We start from the raw sequence: 20,862 nt of genomic DNA on the forward strand, positions 1-20,862 counted from the left end.
TTTCAAGCTACGGTTTCCCTGTAAGGTAGCAGATTGAAAGATGAAGTAGATATATCGATAATCGATTATAAAACAAACATCAAAGCAGTTATCAACCATTAAGTTCATAAACAACAGGATATTGCTATGAAGAAATTATTGTTTGCAGCCTTATTGAGTGTAGTGACCTTGTCAGCAACCGCAACAGAAAAAGCAACACTCCGTTTTGCGACGGAAGCGACCTACCCTCCATTTGAATTTATTGATGCAAATAATCAGATTCAAGGATTCGACGTCGATTTGGCGAATGCCATATGTACAAAGCTCAACGCAGAATGTACATTCACCAACCAGGCTTTCGATAGCCTCATTCCCAGCTTAAAATTCCGCCGTGTTGATATTTTGATGGCGGGTATCGACATCACACCGGATCGGAAAAAACAAGTTGATTTCACCCAAACCTACTATGATAACTCTGCCATTTTCGTTGCTATCAAAGGGAAGTTTGCTCAAGTTGCCGATCTCAAAGGTAAACAAGTCGGTATCCAGAATGGCACTACACACCAGAAGTATTTGATGGAACAGCATAAGGAACTGAAAACCGTACCTTATGACAGCTACCAAAATGCCATTCTTGATTTAAAAAATGGCCGTATTGATGCGTTATTTGGTGATACTGCTGTCGTCAATGAATGGCTAAAAAAGAATCAAGAATTAAGCACAGTTGGTGATAAGGTGACAGACAAAAACTACTTTGGTATCGGTTTAGGCATTGCAGTTCGCAAAGGTAATACTGAGTTGCTGGACAAACTGAACAAAGCATTAACGGAAGTTAAACAAGACGGTACTTACGATACCCTCTACAAAAAATGGTTTAAACAATAAACTCAATCCTAATGAATGAACTTCTCTCTTTAATCCATGCCGCCGGTGTCACCGTCGGCCTTGCCATTTCCTCGCTTATCGTCGGTTTAGTTCTGGCAATGTTTTTTGCTGCATGGGAATCCATTCGCTGGAAATCTATTGCTTTTTTAGGCTCCTGCTGGGTTACCGTGATCAGGGGATTGCCTGAAATTTTAGTTGTTCTCTTCATCTATTTTGGCAGTTCCCAACTTCTCATTACGCTGTCGGACGGTTTTGATATCAATCTCATTGTTTGGCACTTTAGAATACAGATGGAAATTGACAACTTTGATGTCAGCCCTTTTCTGTGCGGTGTTATTGCCCTGTCTCTGCTCTATTCTGCTTATGCTTCACAAACACTGCGCGGAGCATTAAAAGCAGTTCCAATAGGGCAACGGGAAGCGGGCCAGGCTCTGGGATTAAGCCAAAGCCGCATCTTTTTTTCGCCTGATTATGCCTCAAATGTGGCGTCATGCCCTGCCAGGGCTTGGTAATCAATGGCTGGTTTTATTAAAAGATACGGCTCTGGTTTCATTAATCAGCGTTAATGATCTGATGTTACAAACAAAAAGCATCGCTACCCGAACTCAGGAGCCGTTCACATGGTATATGATTGTTGCTGTGATCTATCTGATAATCACCCTGATCAGCCAATTTATTCTCAAACAGCTTGAAATACGCGCCACCCATTTTGAACGGAGTGCTTCATGATGTTTGAATATATCAAGGAAATTTTACCCGGCTTGCAAACCAGCCTCAGTTTGACTTTCTCTGCATTGCTGGCTGCATTCATACTATCCATTGTCTTGACCATGATCCTGACAATGAAACTGCCTGTACTTTCTCAGTTGGTAAGAAGCTATATCACACTATTTACCGGAACCCCACTCCTCGTTCAGTTCTTCTTAATTTACTATGGGCCGGGGCAATTTCCATCGCTCAAAGAATATCCGTGGTTCTGGCAACTTATGTCAGAGCCGTGGCTATGTGCAATGGTTACACTTACATTGAATAGTGCAGCTTACTCAACCCAGCTATTTTACGGCGCTGTCAAAGCAATTCCTGCCGGACAATGGCAATCTTGCCAGGCCCTCGGTATGTCCAAAGTGCATTCTATGCGCATCTTGTTACCTTATGCTTTTAAGCGAGCACTTTCTTCCTATTCCAATGAAGTCGTGCTGATTTTCAAGAGCACTTCACTAGCCAGTACCATCACCTTATTAGACATCATGGGATATAGCCAGCTTCAATTTGGGCGTAGTTATGATGCAACAATATTTATTGCCGCAGGTATTATTTACCTCTGCATAAATGGTCTTCTGACACTGCTGATGCGTATAATTGAACAGCGAGCCTTATCATTTGAACATCGCAATTAATCAGCATTCATCCTTAATTATCTGATTTCCCCCTTCCTGCCCGTGGTAACTTATTGTTATCATGGAGTAATTAAGATATACCCATCCAACTTCAAGATGCGTATTATATTTCCCCGCGCAGCGGGGAAATATAAGGCCCCGCGTCGTCTTGCGGATTGCAACTTGAAGTTTATCGAGTATATAAGGTTGTTAGTTTACATTAAGAACTAACAGTGCCAATGCTTCATAATGTTCGGTATGAGGAAACATATCGAATAACTGTACTTTTTCTATTCGATATTGTTTAAGCAAAGTGATATCTTTTGCCATCGTCTGAGCATTACAGCTCGAATAGAGAACAAATTTAGGTGCCATCCGGCTAAGGTATTCGCATAGCTCTTTACCAATACCTCTTCTGGGAGGGTTTACCAGTACTAACTCAGGTATTTGTGATTTATCAAGGGCAAACTGAGTGGAATCCAATGCCTGAAAATCCACCTGCTCCAATCCCAGGCTTTTGGCAGAACTTTTCGCACAACTAATGGCTTCAGCACTGATCTCAATCCCTGTCAATCGGGTCTTTTTATCTGCACAATGCAGACCAAAACCGCCAGCACCGCAAAACAGATCCCACATACTGTTGATGTTTAATTCCCTAACCCAACGCCCCGCTGTTGCATACAGCTCTGAAGCAATATCTGGATTTGTCTGGAAAAAACTACGCGGGCGGATGTACAGCGGAATACCATTAAAAGTTTCCTGTAACATCTTACGTTCGGTAAAAATGATTTCCTTCTCACCTTCCAGAATTGCCATATGGGTTGGCTGAATATTAGCGGAAATCACAGTTGCTTGTGGCAATTGTTCCTTCAGCCAAGACAAAACCTGCTCTAATTGAGCCAGCTTTGTTTCCGAACGCAAGACAAAGCGCAGCATTATTTCGCCATTAGCACGACTTTCCGTCAGAAGAATATATTTTAATTCCCCTTTCCGGCGTTCAACGTTGTACGGAACTAAACCCGCTTTGGCGATAAATGTTTTTATGACTGCAAATACCGTCTGAAAGTATTTTGGATACAACGGACAGTCACAAAGATCCACCGTTCTGCCATCACGATGCAGCATACCAAGTAATGGACGCTCAACACTGCCACTGACTACCATCTTGGCTTTATTACGGAACTCACTTGTTTTGCTACTTACGGGTGGCAACCAATGTATTCCTGACCCTTCCTGTAAAAGTTGCTTTAAATGTTGTTGTTTATCAGATAATTGCTGTAAATAGGACTTATCGAGCCACTGGCAAGAGTGACAATGCCCCGCGGTATACTGCGCACATTGCATAGTAAAAACCATATCAAAAAAATATTAGTGCAAAGTAAATGTTGATGTTTTCGTTGAAATTAAGGATTCTTCAGCTTCTTCAATTTCCTCAACTTCCATCTCACTTTCCATATCATTATTGACATAGAGAAGGTTATTGCTGTGAATTTCAAAAATCACATTCGCAATTTGTTCTTCACCCTGCTGCATAAAATTGGAGAATTGTCTGAAAGTCATTCCAGCAGCAATAGGGAAAGCCTGACACACAATCAACTTAGGCAAGTTTTCATCCTGAACATCGATAAATGCCTTCACAGTAAGAGAGCAAGCATTAATCTGACTCAAATTAGCAACCAATGGAATTATCGCAGTTGGCCTGACTTCGGCCAAAGCAGAAAGCAATACTACATCACCCAACAGATCGATCTTGGCATCAAACAAGCCGTCAATATTCTGCATATGAGGCAAATGCAAGACTGTGCCTGAATCATTCTCAAAATAAGAGATCTTGAGCTGTTCAAGCCACGTGCACAAAATTGACAAATCGGGAATAACCATAGAATCCATCGAATTAACCTCATATGACCGAGAAGTTACACATGCTACCTAAGGGAACGTCCCAGCAAGCAGCCGTATGTACAATAATTAATCTATTTTGTTTTTTCATCATCAGTGACAATCTGATGGTTTTTATCTGCTTTCTTATAATCAATTCCTAAAAAGGAAGATTATAGACTGCACGCCAGATAATATGGATAGCTGCTGGTATCAAGCAACCGATACCCAATAAAATCATAGCAATGTGTGCTTCTGTCGTCATTAGTAAAGGTGATAAAAATATACTATCAGTTATTGACAAGTAAGCCAGAACCAACAGCCCCACGCCCAATATTTCCAATAAAATAACTAACTTAGGCATATCAGCCAATGAGCGCATCTCTTTTGATGGGTTCACTTTCATTCTTTAACCTGTTGCAGCCTAAAAATAGAATTTCTGTTACTTAATAAATCTCTGTCACCGGGTAAGTCTATCATACCTGAATCCCACTTATTGGCAGGACTAATTACAACAAAAGGCAATTCCTGCTTTTTTTTATTAATACATACAGGCATAGTAACTCTAGATGACATTCTATGAATGTTCATGATCATTACCACTAAGGAGTTTGTATGTACACTGTCATTTTTGGCCGCCCTGGTTGTCCTTACTGCGTTCGCGCCAAAGAACTCGCTGAAAAACTAAAAAAAGTGCGCGACGACTTTGATTATCGCTATGTCGATATCTGGGCTGAAAACATCACCAAAAACGACTTATCAAAAACGGTGGGCAAACCTGTTGAGACGGTTCCCCAGATCTTCATTGACGAGAAACATATCGGTGGCTGTACAGATTTTGAAGCTTATGCTAAAGACAATCTGAAACTGTACCAATAATCGAACCCAATAATTAGTTATAAAACCAGCCGTCAAAAAAAACCGCTATCCAGCCAGAAACCGTCCCTCTACTGGATAGCGGGTGCCTTAACCATATTGCCCTTCGAAAAAACTCCACCTTTTTGAAAAGATTTTGCGATTTTTTTCTCAAGGATGAGAACTTTCACATCATAATGCAGTCTTAATTATTGCCACTGCTTTTCTTTGATGTCCCCATATTGAGGAGCCCGATAGTCATCCACTTTGGTTAAAGACTATCGGGTTTTTTGTTAGTCACGAGTGACTTGCAAGATAGCGGTTATCTTCCATTATTATTACAATCCCTATATTATTTACTCATGCAACATCAACAAACATTAAATAAAATTACAAATCAATATAATTCGCTTTTTCATGTGAAATTATTATTGTTAACAATGAGTTAATAAAATAAAATCGCCCTGTGTATGTAAATATCTCGCTTGTGAGGCTGACTTTGCTAGAACAACTTAACCACATTTTGTTTACTTTTATCAATGCAACCCCAGATTCACCACCAGCAATGATCTCGCTTGCTATCTTTATAGCGAAATATTGCGTATTTATTTACCCTATCACATTGGTCATTTGCTGGCTTTGGGGAAAAGAAAGCGCCATCACATCTCAACGCATCGTTGTCAGTAAATATTGCATTGCTTTTGCCTTTGGCATGGCAACCTCCTATATCATCGGGGTAACCGTTCCACATGCCCGGCCATTTGTCGAAGGTGTTGGCTATCATTTTCTCTACCATGCTCCGACAGAATCTTTTCCCAGTAACCACGGCATAGCAGTCTTTACTTTTGCTCTGGCATTTATATTTTGGCACCGCGTTTGGTCAGGTTTATCTCTGATGGTCATCGCCTGTGCCATTGCCTGGTCTCGTGTCTATGTGGGCGTTCACTGGCCAATCGATATGATTGGGGCATTTTTAGTCAGCCTGTTGGGGTGTGCTTTTGCCCAAATATTTTGGGGCCAATACGGAGCGCATTTACAAAGCAAACTTACCCGACTCTACCAATTTTGCTGCGCATTTTTTATCAAAAAAGGGTGGGTAAAAAATTAATCAAATGTAAATATGCACTGGTCATATATCCAGGGCAAGCGGGTCTAAATTGACCAACGGGATTAACTGAGTGCATTCGGTACATAGAAATAGGATTGATAGCTGTTTGTGATTTATAATCAGCATCCTGTCAATGATAACCGTAGAAACTGCCATGCAAGCAACTACCCTCAGCAAGGCCTTTGGGCACCTCACTGATCCACGTGTTAGCCGAACGAAACAGTATGCCCTCATCGATATTCTGACCATCTCGATTTGTGCCGTGATCTGTGGTTGTGAAGGCTTCAATGCGATTGAAGAGTACGGTAAATCCAAAGAAGATTGACAGGGGATACTGGCACCGCCGACAAAGGATATCATAGAGGGTCTCTGGCGGTTAATGCAGTCCTGTTTGACAACCTCAATAAATCAATGGACACACCACAGGGCCAATTAGTTACTACTCTGACAGCCATCATCACCGATGAGCGAAACTTTTTTATCAACCTCCTGAACAGTTTCGATCCCCGGTACGCTGACGGCATGATGCAGGATGCATTAGGCTATATCTATTTTCTCCAGCGTCACCGGGCGACAAAATCTGTTACTGAGGTCACGATTAACGGACTGGCAAACACGGTTATTCCTGCCGGATTTCTGTAGCGCGGCGGCCAATTTTGCACTATTTAGCGGTATATTCTGCACTATTTAGCGGTATATTCTGCACTATTCTAAGTGAAAATTACCGCCCCATAATGCACAGTGCAGAATAAAACGCCTGATTAAAATTACGATGTTTTTATCAAAACACGCGGTATATTTAGATTGTTTTTTACCCATTAACGCCGATGTTCCTCCAAACTCACATTTTGCACATTTATTGAACTGAAAATTTGTTTAATTTCAACCCGTTCAATAGTCAATTACCCGTTTCTACTGCCCAAATCAACCCAGTGCGTAATTCTAGAAAACCTCCATTTATTGCAACTCAAATGGGGCATGTTTCATCACAAATGGTTCACAGTGTTTACGGTGCGTGGATGAGTGAAAATAGCGATGACCAAATTAAATTGCTAAATGAAAAACTCGCAATTGCCCCACATGTGCCCCAAGCAATTAATGAAAAATAAATATTTATTTTAAATCAATTGGTTAAACTTCTAAACCTGCATATTCATAATTTCGTGATAGGCACTCACCAGCTTATTCCTTACCTGGATACCCATTTGCAGGGAAATGCTCGATTTTTGCATATTCACCATAACATCATTTAGCTCCACACCAGGTACGCCCAGGGTGAAATCTTGTGCCTGCTTCGTCGCACTCAAGCGGTTTTGGTTTATTTTTTCCACTGCCGTCGTCAGTTGGCTGGCAAAACTGCCTTGTATTGGCATGGGTTTGGCAATGTTTGCTGCTTGGAACGCCTGAACCTGCATCTGTTGCAGTACACCTTCAATTGCCGGAATTGACATAAAAACCTCGCGTTAAATCACCCTATTGATTATGTGATTAAGTGCCATATTAGCCGTAGCCTGGTTGACAGTTTTCCACGACTGCCACCGTAACATAGCCTTTCTAAACTAAAGCGGGTAATTGAAGTAAAAATTCGAAGCTTATTGTGCCATTAAAAGAGGTGTGAACAGCGAATAATGATGGGATTAATAATAGGAAGAATCTTTTCGCTTGCGTATGGGGAGTCTGTTTTGTTACGCCACGCTTTTAGTATTCATGTTGACCAGCAAGGCAAGGATCGTCTATGAGTGCAGCAACAACCGACGTTGAAAACCAAAATAAAGGCTTCAACGCTATTATCAGCAGGATAAAAGCTGATCCAAAAGTTCCGTTATTAGTTGCTGGCTCTGCTGCCATCGCTATTGTTATCGCCCTGTTTCTCTGGTTGCGCAGCCCCGACTATCGGGTGCTTTACAGCAATCTGAGCGATAAGGATGGTGGCGAGATTGTTACGCAATTAACCCAAATGAATATCCCTTACCGTTTTGCCGAGAACGGCGCGGCGCTCATGATACCTACCGATAAGGTGCATGAAACACGTCTGAAACTGGCACAACAAGGATTGCCCAAAGGGGGCACTGCGGGTTTCGAACTCTTGGATAAAGAAAAATTCGGCATCAGCCAGTTCAGTGAGCAGGTCAATTACCAACGTGCGCTGGAAGGTGAGTTGGCTCGCACCGTGGAATCACTTGGCCCAGTCCAGAGCGCCCGTGTCCATCTGGCACTGCCTAAGCCGTCTTTGTTTGTTCGTGAACAAAAATCACCCTCAGCCTCGGTGACGGTAGGATTGCTGCAAGGCCGGGTGCTGGATGAAGGGCAAATCAATGCCATCGTGCATATGGTTTCCAGTAGTGTTGCCGGCTTACCGGCAAGCAATGTCACGATTGTGGATCAATCTGGGCGCTTACTGACACAAAGCGATGCAACCAGCCGTGATTTGAATACCACTCAGTTGAAATATACCCAAGAAGTGGAAAACCGTTTCCAACATCGAATTGAAACCATTCTGGCCCCTGTGGTTGGCCGTAGCAACGTTCATGCTCAGGTCACTGCACAAATTGATTTCTCCCGGCGCGAAGAAACAGCTGAAGAATATAAACCTAATCAGCCACCGAATCAGGCTGCTGTCCGTTCTAAGCAGAGCAGCACCAACGAGCAAAGCGGCGGGCCATTAGTCGGTGGCGTACCGGGTGCGTTGTCAAATCAGCCAAGTGCTGCCCCGAGTGCACCAATCGAAAAACCGAACGCAAATGCCAAAAACAACGGTGATGAAAAAACTGACCAACAGCGCAGTAACGCTAACAAAAACAATAGTTACGAGCGTATGTTAAGCAACAACCGCAATAACCGTTATGACGAAACCACTAACTATGAAGTAGATCGCACCATTCGTCATACCCAATTGCAGGCTGGCGCAGTGGAACGCCTTTCGGTTGCCGTTGTGGTCAACTATGCCACCGTGAAGGGAGAGAATGGCCCTGAAACACAAGCGCTGACACCAGAACAGCTATCACAAATCGAAGCATTGACGCGTGAAGTTATGGGCTTCTCTGCTGACCGTGGCGATAGCCTGAATGTGGTTAACACACCGTTCAATGACACCACCGAAGTGATAGAACCTTTGCCGTTCTGGCAGCACCCTGCCCTGCTGGAAAAACTGTTAGAAGCCGGTCGTTGGTTACTGTTGGTACTGGTTGCATGGCTACTGTGGCGTAAGATGGTCGTGCCACAAATCGCTAAAAAACGGGCTGCGGAAAAAGCGGCGCTGGAAGCACAAAAGAAACAACTGAAACAGCATACAGAAACCAATCCTGAATTGGACGAAAAAATGCGCCGTAACATGGCTCGCCAGCGGGTCAATGTTGAGCTTCAAAGCCAGCGTCTGCGCGAACTTGCAGAAAAAGATCCTCGCGTCGTCGCGCTGGTGATCCGTCAATGGATGAGTAACGAACAATGAGCCTGACAGGAACAGAAAGAAGTGCCGTCATGTTAATGACCCTGGGAGAAGATCAGGCGGCCGAGGTGTTCAAGCACCTGAATTCCCGCGAAGTACAACAACTGAGTGTTGCGATGGCGGGGATGAAACAAGTCTCCAATCAACAACTGGTTGAAGTGCTGGCAGAGTTTGAAGAAGATGCGGGACAATTTACAGCCCTCAGCATCAACGCCAACGACTATCTGCGCAACGTACTGATTAAGGCATTGGGGGAAGAGCGGGCTTCCAGCCTGCTTGAGGATATCCTGGAGTCCCGTGATACCACGACCGGCATCGAAACGCTTAACTTTATGGAGCCACAGATGGCAGCTGATATGATCCGCGATGAACATCCGCAGATCATTGCCACCATTCTGGTTCACCTGAGCCGGGGTCAGGCCGCTGATATCCTCGCCCTGTTTGATGACCGTCTGCGTAACGATGTCATGTTGCGTATCGCTACTTTTGGTGGTGTCCAACCCTCCGCGTTAGCGGAATTGACGGAAGTCCTGAATAACCTGCTGGATGGTCAGAACCTGAAACGCAGCAAGATGGGGGGTATTCGTACAGCGGCAGAAATCATCAACTTGATGAAAAGCCAGCAGGAAGAAGGTGTCATTGACGCCGTTCGTTCCTATGATAACGAACTGGCACAGAAGATCATTGATGAGATGTTCCTGTTCGAAAACCTTATCAGCGTGGACGATCGCAGTATCCAGCGTCTGTTGCAGGAGATTACCACCGATTCCTTGCTGGTGGCATTGAAAGGTTGCGATCAGGCATTGCGCGATCACTTCCTCAATAATATGTCGCAGCGGGCGGCTGAAATCATGCGCGATGATTTGGCAAATCGTGGCCCTGTGCGGATGTCTCAAGTGGAAGCTGAACAGAAAGCCATCCTGCTTGTTGTTCGTCGTCTGGCAGAAAGTGGCGAAATGATCCTAACCGGTGGTGATGATACCTATGTCTGATAAGTCGAATAATGGCAACTGGCGGCCGTGGCAGCCGGGCGAATTGACTCAGTGGGAAACTCTGCGAACAAAACTGGAACCCATAGATGAGAAACAACAGCCAAGCGAACAAGATCGGCTGCGGGAACAAGCAAGAATACTGGACGAGCTAAAAGAGCAGGCGCGTCATGCTGGTCATGCACAGGGTTTTGCAGAAGGCCAGATACAAGGCTATGAACAAGGGGTTCAGGAAGGCCGCCAAGCCGGACTGGAACAAGGTTTGCAGGAAACCAGACAACAACAGCAAGTTATTACTGATCAGTGGAAAACCTTGCTAACGGACTTTAGCCATTCACTGGATGGGTTGGATACCGTGATTGCTTCCCGCCTGATGCAACTTGCATTGACTGCGGCTCACCATATTCTGGGGCAACCTGCGGTTTGTGATGGTACCGCCCTGCTGAACCAAATCCGCGAATTTATCCAGCAAGAACCTATGTTCAGTGGCAAACCCCAATTGCGTATCCATCCACAAAACATCCCGCTGGTTGAACAGCAACTGGGGGAAGTTTTGGCGCTACACGGCTGGCGTTTAGTTGCGGATAACAAACTGCATCCGGGCGGCTGTAAAGTCAGCGCCGATGAAGGGGATATGGACGCCAGTTTAGCTACCCGCTGGCATGAAATGTGTCGTCTGGCAGCACCGGGAGAATTGTGATGACGGCAAGATTGGGTCGCTGGCTGGCAACGCTGGATTCCTTGGAGAAACGACTGGAAAAAACCCCCAAAGTGCGTCGCTACGGACGCCTGACCCGCGCCACAGGCTTGGTACTGGAAGCCATTGGCTTACATATGCCCCTCGGCGCTACCTGCCTGATCGAGCGCCAAAATGGCAACGCCATTGAAGAGGTTGAAAGTGAAGTCGTCGGCTTCAATGGCGAAAAACTGTTGCTGATGCCACTGGAAGAATTGGAAGGCATTGTGCCGGGCGCTCGCGTCTATGCCCGTTCTTATGGCGAAGAGGCGGGTGCCGGACGCCGTTTGCCTCTGGGAGCGGAATTACTCGGCAGGGTTCTGGATGGTGCAGGCCGGCCACTTGATGGTTTACCTGCCCCTGATACAGGTTATCGTGCCCCTTTGACAACGACGCCATTTAATCCCCTGCAAAGAACCCCTATCAGCAATGTATTGGACGTTGGCGTCCGTGCCATTAATGCCCTGCTGACCGTGGGCCGTGGGCAACGTATGGGATTATTTGCCGGCTCTGGCGTCGGTAAAAGTGTGCTGCTTGGTATGATGGCGCGTTATACCCAAGCCGATGTGATCGTGGTGGGATTAATTGGTGAGCGTGGCCGTGAAGTTAAAGACTTTATCGAAAATATTTTGGGTACGGAGGGATTATCCCGCTCAGTCGTTGTTGCCGCTCCCGCCGACGTTTCACCTTTGCTGAGGATGCAAGGTGCCGCTTATGCCACGCGCATCGCCGAAGATTTCCGCGACAGAGGCAAACATGTCTTGTTGATCATGGATTCCCTGACCCGTTACAGCATGGCACAGCGTGAAATTGCGCTGGCTATCGGCGAACCACCGGCAACTAAAGGTTATCCCCCGTCTGTATTTGCCAAGTTACCGGCACTGGTGGAAAGAGCCGGAAATGGTGTCAGTGATGGTGGCTCCATTACGGCATTTTACACCGTGTTGACAGAAGGTGATGACCAGCAAGATCCGATTGCCGATGCGGCGCGAGCCATTCTGGATGGTCATATCGTACTATCACGTTCACTGGCGGAATCGGGGCATTATCCTGCTATTGATATTGAGGCTTCTATCAGTCGTGCCATGACCGCGCTGATCGACAATACCCATTATCGGCGGGTACAACATTTCAAACAGTTACTTTCCAGCTATCAACGTAACCGAGATCTGATTAACGTCGGTGCATATGCTGCGGGCAGTGATCCCCTGCTTGACAGAGCGATTGAGCTTTATCCTCATATGTCCCAATTCCTGCAACAAAGCATTGACGAGCATAGCGAATACGATAAGGCCTGTACTGAGCTTCAACAATTATTGCCAACATAATATTTTACTCAGGGGAAATTAACAGAAAAATACTTTTGCCAAGAGGTATAACGTTTATCGATACGATGCCGATATAACTTTACTATTGATGTCATTCAGTAACGCGTCTGTTTGGTGATTAAAACGAGGAAATACATGCAACAACACTCCCCTCTCAAAACTTTGCGTGAACTTGCCCAGGATGCGGCAGAAAAAGCGGCATCGCAACTTGCACAGATTCGGCAAAGTCATCAACAAATGGAACAACAACTCACGGCGTTAATGAATTATCAGGATGAGTATCGTACCCGTCTGAATAACACACTTAGCAATGGTATGTCCTGCTCGACCTGGCAAAATTACCAGCAGTTTATGAAAACGCTGGAAATGGCCATTGAACAGCACAGATTACAACTCAATCAATGGAAAAAACGTCTTGAGCAAGCCATGTCACAATGGCAGGAAAAACAGCAACGCCTGAACGCCTTCGACACTCTGCAACAGCGGGCAGAGCATAATTTGAAGTTACACCAAAATCGCATGGAGCAAAAACAAATGGATGAGTACGCACAACGCGGTGCACAACGGAGAATGAAACAATGAACCTCACTCTTTTGCCTACTGATTTAAAACTCACAGACAAAGGTACGGATAAAAGTCAACCGACTCTGAATAATGCCGTGATCGGTCACCATTCTTCTCAATTTGGGCAACTTCTCAATGCAGAAACAGCCGCTATGCATAAGCCCATTACTCAGGCGGATAAAAATAGTCTGAAAGAGGAAAAATCCACTGCTGATAAAACAGCAGAAAACAACTGGCCGCAATTGGCCGTCGTGTCAGATAACAGTGTAGTCAAGGATAAATCACCGGTAGAAACAGCACCACAAGAAAACAGTGCCAAATTTGCTGTATTAAAAGATGAAGATCTCTTATCAGCCGAAGCATTAAGTGCGGCGATCCCCATCCAGCTTGCCGGGCTGCTTAACTCTGATCCCCATTCCGCGCTTCTTGCTGAAAACTCACAGGGTTTGATGGGCAATGGATCGTTAGAAAATACATTATTGGGGAATTCTTCATCAGAAGATGCCTTACTGAAAAATGAATGGCTGGATAGCGAAGGCAGCACGGTTGACACACTGTTGGACAGAAATACCGAAATTAGCCGGCTAACTGACACCAACCTTGCTGAACAATCTAAAGTCAGTGAACAAGATAAAGGCATTCAGCTTTCTGCTAAACAGGATATCCCCCTGAATACTAAGACAGAAGACTCTGCCAATCTTCAATCTGAATTGGCACCGCTGGCCGGACAAATCAGACAGGCCGCTAATCACTTTGCCACCCATAACAAAACCGAATCTGAACATACTCTTAAAAACACCGATTCAGGCAATAGCAAAGAGTCAAATCTGCTCCAGATGGCCAGTCAGGCCGGCCTTGCCTTAACAACCTCCACGACAGAAACAACGTCTATCGACTCACCGATGGTATTGGCAACCCCTTCCCTATTTTCAGTAGGGCAACACCCGACAGGGCAATTTCCGCTGAACAGTGCAACAACACCTTTATTAAATGCTCATCCTGGCAGTGAAGAGTGGCAACAACAACTCAATCAACATGTGCTGTTTTTTAATCGTAATGGATTGCAACAGGCTGAACTCCGCTTACATCCTCAAGAGCTGGGGGCGCTGCATATCCGTATGAACGTTGAAGACAATCAGGCTCACTTACATTTTGTTTCCGCCCATCAGAATGTTCGTGCGGCGCTGGAAGCCGCATTACCCGGATTACGCCATGCACTGGCTGAAAATGGCATTCAACTGGCGCAAAGCAGCATTAACAGCAATGCCCAGGGAAGCGGGCAGCAAGAGCACTTGGCTCATGATCATGCCAATAACCCGAACAGCCATTCCAATCCCCATGCTGAAACGCAAGCGTCTGGTTTAGTGGCCGCGACAGGGCGCACAGCCTCTCAGATATCAGCCATCAGGGTAACCCCTCAGCAACTCACCTCGATCCGAGGAGGCATTGATACTTTCGCCTGATTATTCACCTAAATATTAAGCCTAATTTCGTGAGGCATCGGAATAAAACGAAAATGGATCGATAACAAACGTGCGAGTTAATGGTTTTTTCCTCGTTTGTTCCAGCCATTGCCGGAACAAAGACGCGGGATAATTGATATCGATTTTGATGGATAGGGACTCCGCCACGGAATGAGCGGTGACTTATTTGCAACAGAAAACAGGAATTTATCTGTCCATGTCTGATTATAGCTACGAGCATAAACGCAAAAATCCAATTTGGATGATACTGTTAATACTGATTGCTGTTCTTGGTGTTGCCATCGGAGGGTATAGCTGGTGGGTAATGAACCAGTCAACCAACAACAGTACAGAAAAAACCAAGGTCATTGACGCCCCCGTATTTATGACTCTGGAACCATTTACCGTCAATTTGATCGACAACGAAGCGCATTTCGATCGTGTGCTGTACGTTGGCATCACATTGCGTTTGACTGACGAGAAAACCCGTCAGCGATTTCATGCATATCTGCCCGAAGTTCGTAGTCGTATGTTGCTGCTATTATCTCGTCAGAAAGCGGCTGATCTGGCAAAAGATGACGGTAAGATGCGTTTGGTAGCAGATATCAAACAGGCACTACACCCGACACTAATACCCGGTGAACCCGATCAGGAAATCACCGATGTGTTATTTACCACGTTTATTCTGCGATAATCACAATGAGCGACAATATTCTTTCACAAGCAGAGATCGATGCTCTGCTCAATGGTGACAGTGCCTCTGCGGATGACGCAGAACAAGCTGCGTCCCAAGAAAGTGAGGTTCGCCCTTACGATCCCAATACCCAACGCCGTGTTGTACGCGAGCGTTTGCAGTCACTGGAAATCATCAACGAACGTTTTGCCCGCCAGTTCAGGATGGGGTTGTTTAACATGCTGCGCCGTAGCCCGGATATTACGGTCGGCGCTATCAAAGTTCAGCCTTACCTCGAATTTGCCCGCAATTTGGCGGTGCCAACCAACCTCAATCTGGTTCACCTGAAACCATTGAGGGGCACTGCACTATTCGCTTTCGAGCCTAGCTTAGTTTATATCGCTGTTGATAACCTGTTTGGCGGGGATGGCCGTTTTCCAACCAAAGTGGAAGGTCGTGAATTTACCCATACCGAACAACGGATCATTAACTGGATGCTAAAACTGGCACTGGATGCCTATCGTGACGCCTGGGATTCCATCTTTAAACTTGAAGTGGAATACGTGCGTTCCGAGACGCAGGTGAAATTCACCAATATCACCACTTCACCGAATGACATCGTGGTGACCACCCCGTTCCAGGTAGAGATCGGGGCATTGACCGGGGAATTCAATATCTGTATTCCATTCGCCATGATCGAACCGCTGCGCGAGCGCCTGACCAATCCCCCTGTGGAAAATGTACGTCAGGAAGAGAGCCAGTGGCGTGAAAGTTTAGTGAAGCAAGTTCAACATTCAGAATTAGAGCTGGTGGCAAACTTTGTTGATATTCCTCTGCGGCTGTCAAAAATCCTTCAATTGAAAAGAGGCGATATCTTGCCGATTGAAAAACCTGAACGCCTGATCGTTCACGTTGATGGTGTGCCTGTGCTCACCAGTCAATATGGAACACTAAACGGGCAATATGCCCTGCGTGTTGAACACCTGATTAACCCTGTTTTAACTGCTCTGGATGAGGAAAAGCCCAATGAGTGATGCTAAACAACCTACAGATACCAGCTCGACTGAAGATATGTGGGCGGAAGCGCTGGAACAACAGGCCGCACAGCAAACCTCTGACGGCGGCGCATCAATATTTGAGAACCTGGAAGCGCAGGATGCGTTGGCCCAACTTTCCGATATTGATTTGATCATGGATATTCCGGTCAAGCTCTCTGTCGAGCTAGGCCGTACTAAAATGACCATCAAACAACTGTTGAGACTGTCACAAGGCTCAGTTGTTCCTCTTGATGGCCTGGCGGGAGAACCATTGGATATTCTGATTAATGGTTATTTGATCGCGCAGGGAGAAGTGGTTGTCGTATCGGATAAATACGGTATCCGTATTACAGATATCATCACGCCTTCTGAGCGTATGCGTCGCTTGAGTCGTTAACTATGATGGCGAACCAGCCCTCCGTTCATACTTCTTTTCAGCCTGGTGCGGCATCTGATGCTGCACCTGTTAACACCGCAGCCAGCCATGTTCATGTCAATACAATCAAACAGGTCCCTCTTTCGGCCAGCCAAACGCTGATGCAAGTCAGCAGTGCCCTGGGCGGCATTTTATTACTGATTTTCTTCATAACATGGCTCGTTCGCCGTTTGGGTTTTTCCCCTGCCAAAAGCAAAAATCATCGTTTGCTAAACGTTAAGGCAAGCTGCGCCCTTGGACCGAAAGAACGGGTCGTCGTGGTAGAAGTTGAGGATAACTGGCTGGTTTTGGGCGTCACATCCCAACAGATCAGTATGCTGCATCAAATGCCTGTACCACCTGACAACGTGGACAAGGAACCCGCGCTCAAGCCGCTGCCATTTGGACAGATGCTAAAAAAGATACTCCAGAAAAAACAAGAATAACAAGGACGATGATGAAAAATAGCGTTTTTATGACAGGCAAGAAATTGGTTTCACGGCTTTATCCCATGCGTTTGACGACGCTGTTTATGGTGCTCCTGCTGCCACTGTTCCCTATGAACGCGGCGGCTGAGTTTCCTGGTATCATCAGCCAGCCCTTAGCCAATGGTGGACAAAGTTGGTCATTGCCAGTCCAAACCCTGATTTTCATCACGGCACTGGGATTCATCCCAGCTGCCCTGCTAATGATGACCAGTTTTACCCGCATCATCATTGTACTGGGTTTGCTGCGCAATGCGCTGGGAACACCTTCTGCCCCGCCTAATCAGGTTATGTTGGGTTTGGCGTTGTTTATGACTTTTTTTTATCATGGCGCCGGTATTTGATAAAGTTTATCAAAACGCTTATCTGCCCTACAGCGAGGATAAAATCACGCTGGAAGTCGCACTGGATCAAGGTGCCAAACCCCTGCGCCAATTCATGTTACGCCAGACACGGGAAAATGATTTGGCACTGTTTGCCCGCTTGGCAGATCAGGGGGCATTTGAAACGGCGGATTCAGTTCCAATGCGCGTGCTCGTTCCCGCATTTATTACCAGTGAATTGAAAACCGCATTCCAGATTGGCTTTACGCTCTTCATTCCGTTCCTGATCATCGATCTGGTTGTTGCCAGTGTCTTGATGGCGTTGGGGATGATGATGGTTCCGCCCGCTACCATTTCATTGCCGTTCAAACTTATGCTGTTTGTTCTGGTCGATGGCTGGCAACTCTTGCTGGGTTCACTGGCACAAAGTTTTTATGTTTAATCAACAACTTTATATCTAACGTGAAATCTTATCGGAATAAAGATCAAAAAGCGGTTTAAGGAAATTATGACTCCAGAATCGGTAATGGCCCTCGGTGTTGAGGCGATGAAAGTGGCGTTAGCACTGGCCGCCCCTCCCCTTTTATCCGCCTTAATTAGTGGCTTAATCATCAGCTTATTACAGGCGGCAACTCAGGTAAACGAGATGACCTTATCGTTTATTCCAAAAATCCTGGCCGTCTTCGTGACTATCGTCACTGCCGGACCCTGGATGTTAAATTTATTGCTGGATTACATGCGCACGCTGTTTAGCAGTATTCCGGCTATCATCGGTTAATTATGATCCCGTTTGATAGTGAAACCCTTTCCCGCCTTGTCAGTGATTTTTTCTGGCCAATGGTGCGCCTGTTGGCCTTGTTCAGCACCGCCCCCATTTTCAGTGAAAAACAGATACCGATAAACGTTAAAATTGGCTTGGCCTTAGTGATCACAGCGTTACTCGTTCCAACCCTTCCCTCCCCGCAAATTCCGATTTTTTCTGTTGCCGGAATTTGGGTTTTGATACAACAAGTATTGATTGGTATGGCTCTGGGATTGACCATGCAGATCGCCTTTGCCGTAGTGCGTCATGCAGGTGAAGTACTCGGCTTACAAATGGGGCTTTCATTCGCCACTTTTTTTGATCCTACCGGTGGCCCGAATATGCCTATCTTAGCCCGCATCCTCAATATGATGATGATGTTGCTGTTCCTGGCTTTTGATGGGCATTTATGGCTATTATCAATTCTGGCCGATACATTTTATTCTATTCCCATTCAATCAACCCAATTGAATCCAAAGGGTTTCTTACTGCTATCCCAAAGTGCCAGCCTGATTTTTATCAATGGCATGATGCTGGCAATGCCAATGATTACCCTACTTCTGGTTCTGAATTTTTCTCTGGGCATGTTAAACCGCATGACACCCCAACTTTCTGTATTTGTGGTCGGTTTTCCATTAACGCTGACAGTGGGGATTTTCACGCTTTCCCTGTTATTTCCAACATTGGTGCCATTCACTGAGCGGTTATTTGGTGAAATGTTTGACCATTTGGCGATCATTATTCGTGAACTGGTACGGTAGCTGTTATTTTTCTGATAAACCCGTCAATCTGGCGGGATAACCTCTATCTTATCCTGATACTCCTCTTCAACCATCCGCTATAGCACCCGCATTCAACATTAACATTTAAGCTACAAAAAATATCGACACACGGTATTTATTTCAGTTAATTTAATTTCAAAATGTTACTATCAGGCGTGTATTTAGCATAAAAAACCACCAAATTGTCGATAATCAGTTCATTTTTACAAAAAAACAGTTACAGGCGGTGTTTAATTTACTTTCAAACGGATGCAACAAATAAAAATCAAATAACTACAAAGGAGTAATGAAAATGTTACACAAAAATTCTTCACAAACTTCTTCAGACGCTTGTCATAACCATTCTCTCTCCTTGTCTGCCTCTCCTCTTAGTTCTTATCCTCTTAGTTCTCCCCAGCAAGCCATCTGGTTTGATCAGGCTATTCATCCCAATTCTTCCAACTACAACCTCAGCATTTTTATCTGCATTGAAGGAGAATTGAATGAAGCATTATTTGCCCGTGCCTTTGAATCCGTTGTTTATTGTCATGACACTCTGAAGTTGCAGTTTCTCAACACCCACGCTTTACCCAGGCAAAAAGTGGTGCATTCTCTCCCGGTAGCTATAGATATACAGGATTTTTCATTGCATCCAGAGGCTGAAACCAAAGTAAAACAATACATGGATGACGAGTTCATGCATCCATTTCGCCTGAACGAGACACTGTGGCGTTCCAGATTATTGCGGATCAGCAATACCTGTCGGTACTGGCAATTTTGCTGTCATCATTTAGTCATTGATGGCACGGGTATGTTCATCCTCATCAACAAGGTTATCGATGCCTATAACCGCCTGATGAAAGGAGAAACCCTGAACAACTCCGCTCATTCTTATCTGGATTTTATTACGGATAACCTCAATTATCTTGCTTCCGAACACTACTCACACGATAGGCAATTTTGGTTGAAGCGCTATGAAAACCCGCCGCCTCCCTTGCTCCAGCCTGTCAATTGCACTAACACGACGGGCCATAAACAAATCAAACCCACGGCTGCCCAGTCTGTCATTTGGTCAATCGACCATGCTCTTTTTAAACGTATCGAAAACGTAGCGGGTGGGCAGGGATTGCCCTTCCTGCATTTCATGTATGCCATTCTGGCCTGCTATTTCACCCGAGTCACCGATGTCAATGAAATTGTCATTGGTGTTCCCGTGCACAACCGCAAAAATACGCGACAAAAGTACACGATGGGTATGTTCGCATCCGTGATCCCTATTGGTATCACCCTTTCACCGGAAGATACGTTTCGTGATGTCATGCGCAAAGCCGCAACCGAAATGAGTCTTTGCCATGAACATGACCGTTTTCCCATCGCAGAACTCAACCGACAAATACCCTCGCGGCAACAAGTCGGAAATGCGCGATTATTTGACGTGACTTTATCTCTCGAACCGTTTAAAGCTAATTTGCATATGGAAGGAGAAAACGTCAGCGCCAAACAGTTCGACCTGCGTTCCGGCACTCCCTATCCTCTTTGTGTCAGAATGAAGCAATACACAAACACCGCGCGCCCTGAAGATACCTATTCTCCGGTTTCCATTGAGTTCTATTTTTCTCCTGATTATCTGAGTATCCCGGAGGTTACGGCGCTCCGCTCTCGTCTTGCTGTCCTGCTTGACGCCGCCCTCACTTCTCTGGAGACCCCCTCTCTTGCGCAGACAAAAATAGTCAATCTGCCAATCCTGCCCGATATCGAAC

General features: G+C 45.5%; 24 protein-coding genes and 3 pseudogenes. 22 read left to right on the forward strand and 5 right to left on the reverse strand.

The features are described 5' to 3' along the window. The first annotated feature begins 126 nt into the window (after positions 1–126). The 3 genes and pseudogenes from artJ to artM all read left to right on the forward strand — a co-directional run bounded on the left by artJ (position 127) and on the right by artM (position 2,261). Complete coding sequence (gene artJ, locus PXH59_RS08165) at positions 127–864, forward strand: arginine ABC transporter substrate-binding protein (RefSeq protein WP_285811193.1); 738 nt, start codon at positions 127–129, stop codon at positions 862–864. An 11-nt stretch (positions 865–875) separates the two neighbouring features. Further along, positions 876–1,593 (forward strand): annotated as a pseudogene (artQ, locus tag PXH59_RS08170) (arginine ABC transporter permease ArtQ). Next, on the forward strand, positions 1,593–2,261 hold the full coding sequence (artM, locus tag PXH59_RS08175; protein WP_285811687.1) for an arginine ABC transporter permease ArtM: 669 nt from the start codon (positions 1,593–1,595) through the stop codon (positions 2,259–2,261). The pseudogene artQ and the gene artM overlap by 1 nt, the downstream one beginning before the upstream one ends. A 189-nt stretch (positions 2,262–2,450) precedes the next feature. On the opposite strand, the gene rlmC is transcribed toward artM, so the two are convergent. The 4 genes from rlmC to PXH59_RS08195 all read right to left on the reverse strand — a co-directional run bounded on the left by rlmC (position 2,451) and on the right by PXH59_RS08195 (position 4,709). Beyond that, on the reverse strand, positions 2,451–3,584 hold the full coding sequence (gene rlmC / locus PXH59_RS08180; protein ID WP_285811195.1) for a 23S rRNA (uracil(747)-C(5))-methyltransferase RlmC: 1,134 nt from the start codon (positions 3,582–3,584) through the stop codon (positions 2,451–2,453). Positions 3,585–3,608: 24 nt separating this feature from the next. Beyond that, entirely contained in the window at positions 3,609–4,130 is a 522-nt protein-coding gene (locus tag PXH59_RS08185; RefSeq protein ID WP_047767485.1) for a type III secretion system chaperone family protein, read from the reverse strand. A gap of 148 nt (positions 4,131–4,278) precedes the next feature. Further along, on the reverse strand, positions 4,279–4,524 hold the full coding sequence (locus tag PXH59_RS08190) for a YbjC family protein (protein WP_285811199.1): 246 nt from the start codon (positions 4,522–4,524) through the stop codon (positions 4,279–4,281). Continuing rightward, positions 4,521–4,709 carry a hypothetical protein gene (locus PXH59_RS08195; RefSeq protein WP_285811201.1) on the reverse strand — a complete coding sequence of 63 codons (189 nt, stop codon included), beginning with the start codon at positions 4,707–4,709 and terminating at the stop codon, positions 4,521–4,523. Before PXH59_RS08195 ends, PXH59_RS08190 begins: the two co-directional genes overlap by 4 nt. 24 nt (positions 4,710–4,733) lie before the next feature. On the opposite strand from PXH59_RS08195, the gene PXH59_RS08200 reads away from it, so the two are divergent. The 5 genes from PXH59_RS08200 to PXH59_RS08220 all read left to right on the forward strand — a co-directional run bounded on the left by PXH59_RS08200 (position 4,734) and on the right by PXH59_RS08220 (position 7,190). Beyond that, positions 4,734–4,997 carry a GrxA family glutaredoxin gene (locus PXH59_RS08200; RefSeq protein WP_285811203.1) on the forward strand — a complete coding sequence of 88 codons (264 nt, stop codon included), beginning with the start codon at positions 4,734–4,736 and terminating at the stop codon, positions 4,995–4,997. Between the two features lie 475 nt (positions 4,998–5,472). Next, the gene (gene ybjG / locus PXH59_RS08205; protein ID WP_047767596.1) at positions 5,473–6,081 is read left to right on the forward strand and encodes an undecaprenyl-diphosphate phosphatase; all 609 of its coding nucleotides are present in this window, start codon (positions 5,473–5,475) and stop codon (positions 6,079–6,081) included. A gap of 133 nt (positions 6,082–6,214) precedes the next feature. Beyond that, positions 6,215–6,406, forward strand: a complete 192-nt coding sequence (locus tag PXH59_RS08210) for a transposase family protein (RefSeq protein ID WP_434223352.1) — start codon at positions 6,215–6,217, stop codon at positions 6,404–6,406. Further along, a complete protein-coding gene (locus PXH59_RS08215; protein WP_285811207.1) occupies positions 6,403–6,723 on the forward strand; it encodes a baseplate J/gp47 family protein in 321 nt (106 codons plus the stop codon). The genes PXH59_RS08210 and PXH59_RS08215 overlap by 4 nt, the downstream gene beginning before the upstream one ends. A gap of 230 nt (positions 6,724–6,953) precedes the next feature. Then, the gene (locus PXH59_RS08220; protein WP_285811209.1) at positions 6,954–7,190 is read left to right on the forward strand and encodes a hypothetical protein; all 237 of its coding nucleotides are present in this window, start codon (positions 6,954–6,956) and stop codon (positions 7,188–7,190) included. 30 nt (positions 7,191–7,220) lie between these two features. Here PXH59_RS08220 and fliE read toward each other — a convergent pair whose 3' ends face one another. Then, positions 7,221–7,532 carry a flagellar hook-basal body complex protein FliE gene (gene fliE, locus PXH59_RS08225; protein WP_047767890.1) on the reverse strand — a complete coding sequence of 104 codons (312 nt, stop codon included), beginning with the start codon at positions 7,530–7,532 and terminating at the stop codon, positions 7,221–7,223. 284 nt (positions 7,533–7,816) lie between these two features. Between fliE and fliF the strand changes: the two genes are divergently transcribed. From fliF to PXH59_RS20240, 14 genes and pseudogenes are all read left to right on the forward strand, one after another. Further along, positions 7,817–9,529, forward strand: a complete 1,713-nt coding sequence (gene fliF / locus PXH59_RS08230; protein WP_285811212.1) for a flagellar basal-body MS-ring/collar protein FliF — start codon at positions 7,817–7,819, stop codon at positions 9,527–9,529. After that, positions 9,526–10,518 (forward strand): flagellar motor switch protein FliG, encoded by a 993-nt coding sequence (gene fliG, locus PXH59_RS08235; RefSeq protein ID WP_047767894.1) that lies wholly within the window; start codon positions 9,526–9,528, stop codon positions 10,516–10,518. The genes fliF and fliG overlap by 4 nt, the downstream gene beginning before the upstream one ends. Beyond that, positions 10,511–11,215 carry a flagellar assembly protein FliH gene (gene fliH / locus PXH59_RS08240; protein WP_285811215.1) on the forward strand — a complete coding sequence of 235 codons (705 nt, stop codon included), beginning with the start codon at positions 10,511–10,513 and terminating at the stop codon, positions 11,213–11,215. The genes fliG and fliH overlap by 8 nt, the downstream gene beginning before the upstream one ends. Continuing rightward, a complete protein-coding gene (gene fliI / locus PXH59_RS08245) occupies positions 11,215–12,579 on the forward strand; it encodes a flagellar protein export ATPase FliI (RefSeq protein WP_285811217.1) in 1,365 nt (454 codons plus the stop codon). The genes fliH and fliI overlap by 1 nt, the downstream gene beginning before the upstream one ends. A gap of 135 nt (positions 12,580–12,714) precedes the next feature. Beyond that, positions 12,715–13,161 (forward strand): flagellar export protein FliJ, encoded by a 447-nt coding sequence (gene fliJ, locus PXH59_RS08250; protein WP_285811219.1) that lies wholly within the window; start codon positions 12,715–12,717, stop codon positions 13,159–13,161. Further along, positions 13,158–14,606 (forward strand): flagellar hook-length control protein FliK, encoded by a 1,449-nt coding sequence (locus tag PXH59_RS08255; RefSeq protein ID WP_285811221.1) that lies wholly within the window; start codon positions 13,158–13,160, stop codon positions 14,604–14,606. Before fliJ ends, PXH59_RS08255 begins: the two co-directional genes overlap by 4 nt. A gap of 217 nt (positions 14,607–14,823) precedes the next feature. Further along, entirely contained in the window at positions 14,824–15,300 is a 477-nt protein-coding gene (fliL, locus tag PXH59_RS08260; RefSeq protein ID WP_285811224.1) for a flagellar basal body-associated protein FliL, read from the forward strand. A 5-nt stretch (positions 15,301–15,305) separates the two neighbouring features. Further along, positions 15,306–16,313 carry a flagellar motor switch protein FliM gene (fliM, locus tag PXH59_RS08265; RefSeq protein ID WP_285811226.1) on the forward strand — a complete coding sequence of 336 codons (1,008 nt, stop codon included), beginning with the start codon at positions 15,306–15,308 and terminating at the stop codon, positions 16,311–16,313. After that, complete coding sequence (gene fliN, locus PXH59_RS08270) at positions 16,306–16,713, forward strand: flagellar motor switch protein FliN (protein WP_047767905.1); 408 nt, start codon at positions 16,306–16,308, stop codon at positions 16,711–16,713. The genes fliM and fliN overlap by 8 nt, the downstream gene beginning before the upstream one ends. A gap of 2 nt (positions 16,714–16,715) precedes the next feature. After that, the gene (fliO, locus tag PXH59_RS08275; RefSeq protein ID WP_434223353.1) at positions 16,716–17,177 is read left to right on the forward strand and encodes a flagellar biosynthetic protein FliO; all 462 of its coding nucleotides are present in this window, start codon (positions 16,716–16,718) and stop codon (positions 17,175–17,177) included. Between the two features lie 65 nt (positions 17,178–17,242). After that, a pseudogene (fliP, locus tag PXH59_RS08280) lies at positions 17,243–17,981 on the forward strand (flagellar type III secretion system pore protein FliP). Between the two features lie 66 nt (positions 17,982–18,047). Further along, a complete protein-coding gene (fliQ, locus tag PXH59_RS08285) occupies positions 18,048–18,317 on the forward strand; it encodes a flagellar biosynthesis protein FliQ (protein ID WP_047767907.1) in 270 nt (89 codons plus the stop codon). A 2-nt stretch (positions 18,318–18,319) separates the two neighbouring features. Continuing rightward, positions 18,320–19,102: a flagellar biosynthetic protein FliR gene (gene fliR, locus PXH59_RS08290; protein ID WP_285811230.1), complete on the forward strand. Its 783-nt coding sequence runs from the start codon at positions 18,320–18,322 to the stop codon at positions 19,100–19,102. A 313-nt stretch (positions 19,103–19,415) separates the two neighbouring features. Beyond that, positions 19,416–20,771: pseudogene (locus PXH59_RS20240) on the forward strand (condensation domain-containing protein); the annotation flags it as partial. Between the last annotated feature and the right edge of the window lie 91 nt (positions 20,772–20,862).

Source organism: Xenorhabdus bakwenae (assembly GCF_030272115.1).
Taxonomy (GTDB): domain Bacteria; phylum Pseudomonadota; class Gammaproteobacteria; order Enterobacterales; family Enterobacteriaceae; genus Xenorhabdus; species Xenorhabdus bakwenae.

Bases quoted from the DNA above. Each gene is read 5' to 3' on its own strand.
- artJ (WP_285811193.1), top strand. From the start codon at position 127: ATGAAGAAATTATTGTTTGCAGCCTTATTGAGTGTAGTGACCTTGTCA.
- artM (WP_285811687.1), top strand. From the start codon at position 1,593: ATGTTTGAATATATCAAGGAAATTTTACCCGGCTTGCAAACCAGCCTC.
- rlmC (WP_285811195.1), bottom strand. From the start codon at position 3,584: ATGCAATGTGCGCAGTATACCGCGGGGCATTGTCACTCTTGCCAGTGG.
- PXH59_RS08185 (WP_047767485.1), bottom strand. From the start codon at position 4,130: ATGGATTCTATGGTTATTCCCGATTTGTCAATTTTGTGCACGTGGCTT.
- PXH59_RS08190 (WP_285811199.1), bottom strand. From the start codon at position 4,524: ATGAAAGTGAACCCATCAAAAGAGATGCGCTCATTGGCTGATATGCCT.
- PXH59_RS08195 (WP_285811201.1), bottom strand. From the start codon at position 4,709: ATGAACATTCATAGAATGTCATCTAGAGTTACTATGCCTGTATGTATT.
- PXH59_RS08200 (WP_285811203.1), top strand. From the start codon at position 4,734: ATGTACACTGTCATTTTTGGCCGCCCTGGTTGTCCTTACTGCGTTCGC.
- PXH59_RS08210 (WP_434223352.1), top strand. From the start codon at position 6,215: ATGATAACCGTAGAAACTGCCATGCAAGCAACTACCCTCAGCAAGGCC.
- fliE (WP_047767890.1), bottom strand. From the start codon at position 7,532: ATGTCAATTCCGGCAATTGAAGGTGTACTGCAACAGATGCAGGTTCAG.
- fliF (WP_285811212.1), top strand. From the start codon at position 7,817: ATGAGTGCAGCAACAACCGACGTTGAAAACCAAAATAAAGGCTTCAAC.
- fliG (WP_047767894.1), top strand. From the start codon at position 9,526: ATGAGCCTGACAGGAACAGAAAGAAGTGCCGTCATGTTAATGACCCTG.
- fliH (WP_285811215.1), top strand. From the start codon at position 10,511: ATGTCTGATAAGTCGAATAATGGCAACTGGCGGCCGTGGCAGCCGGGC.
- fliI (WP_285811217.1), top strand. From the start codon at position 11,215: ATGACGGCAAGATTGGGTCGCTGGCTGGCAACGCTGGATTCCTTGGAG.
- fliJ (WP_285811219.1), top strand. From the start codon at position 12,715: ATGCAACAACACTCCCCTCTCAAAACTTTGCGTGAACTTGCCCAGGAT.
- PXH59_RS08255 (WP_285811221.1), top strand. From the start codon at position 13,158: ATGAACCTCACTCTTTTGCCTACTGATTTAAAACTCACAGACAAAGGT.
- fliL (WP_285811224.1), top strand. From the start codon at position 14,824: ATGTCTGATTATAGCTACGAGCATAAACGCAAAAATCCAATTTGGATG.
- fliM (WP_285811226.1), top strand. From the start codon at position 15,306: ATGAGCGACAATATTCTTTCACAAGCAGAGATCGATGCTCTGCTCAAT.
- fliN (WP_047767905.1), top strand. From the start codon at position 16,306: ATGAGTGATGCTAAACAACCTACAGATACCAGCTCGACTGAAGATATG.
- fliO (WP_434223353.1), top strand. From the start codon at position 16,716: ATGATGGCGAACCAGCCCTCCGTTCATACTTCTTTTCAGCCTGGTGCG.
- fliQ (WP_047767907.1), top strand. From the start codon at position 18,048: ATGACTCCAGAATCGGTAATGGCCCTCGGTGTTGAGGCGATGAAAGTG.
- fliR (WP_285811230.1), top strand. From the start codon at position 18,320: ATGATCCCGTTTGATAGTGAAACCCTTTCCCGCCTTGTCAGTGATTTT.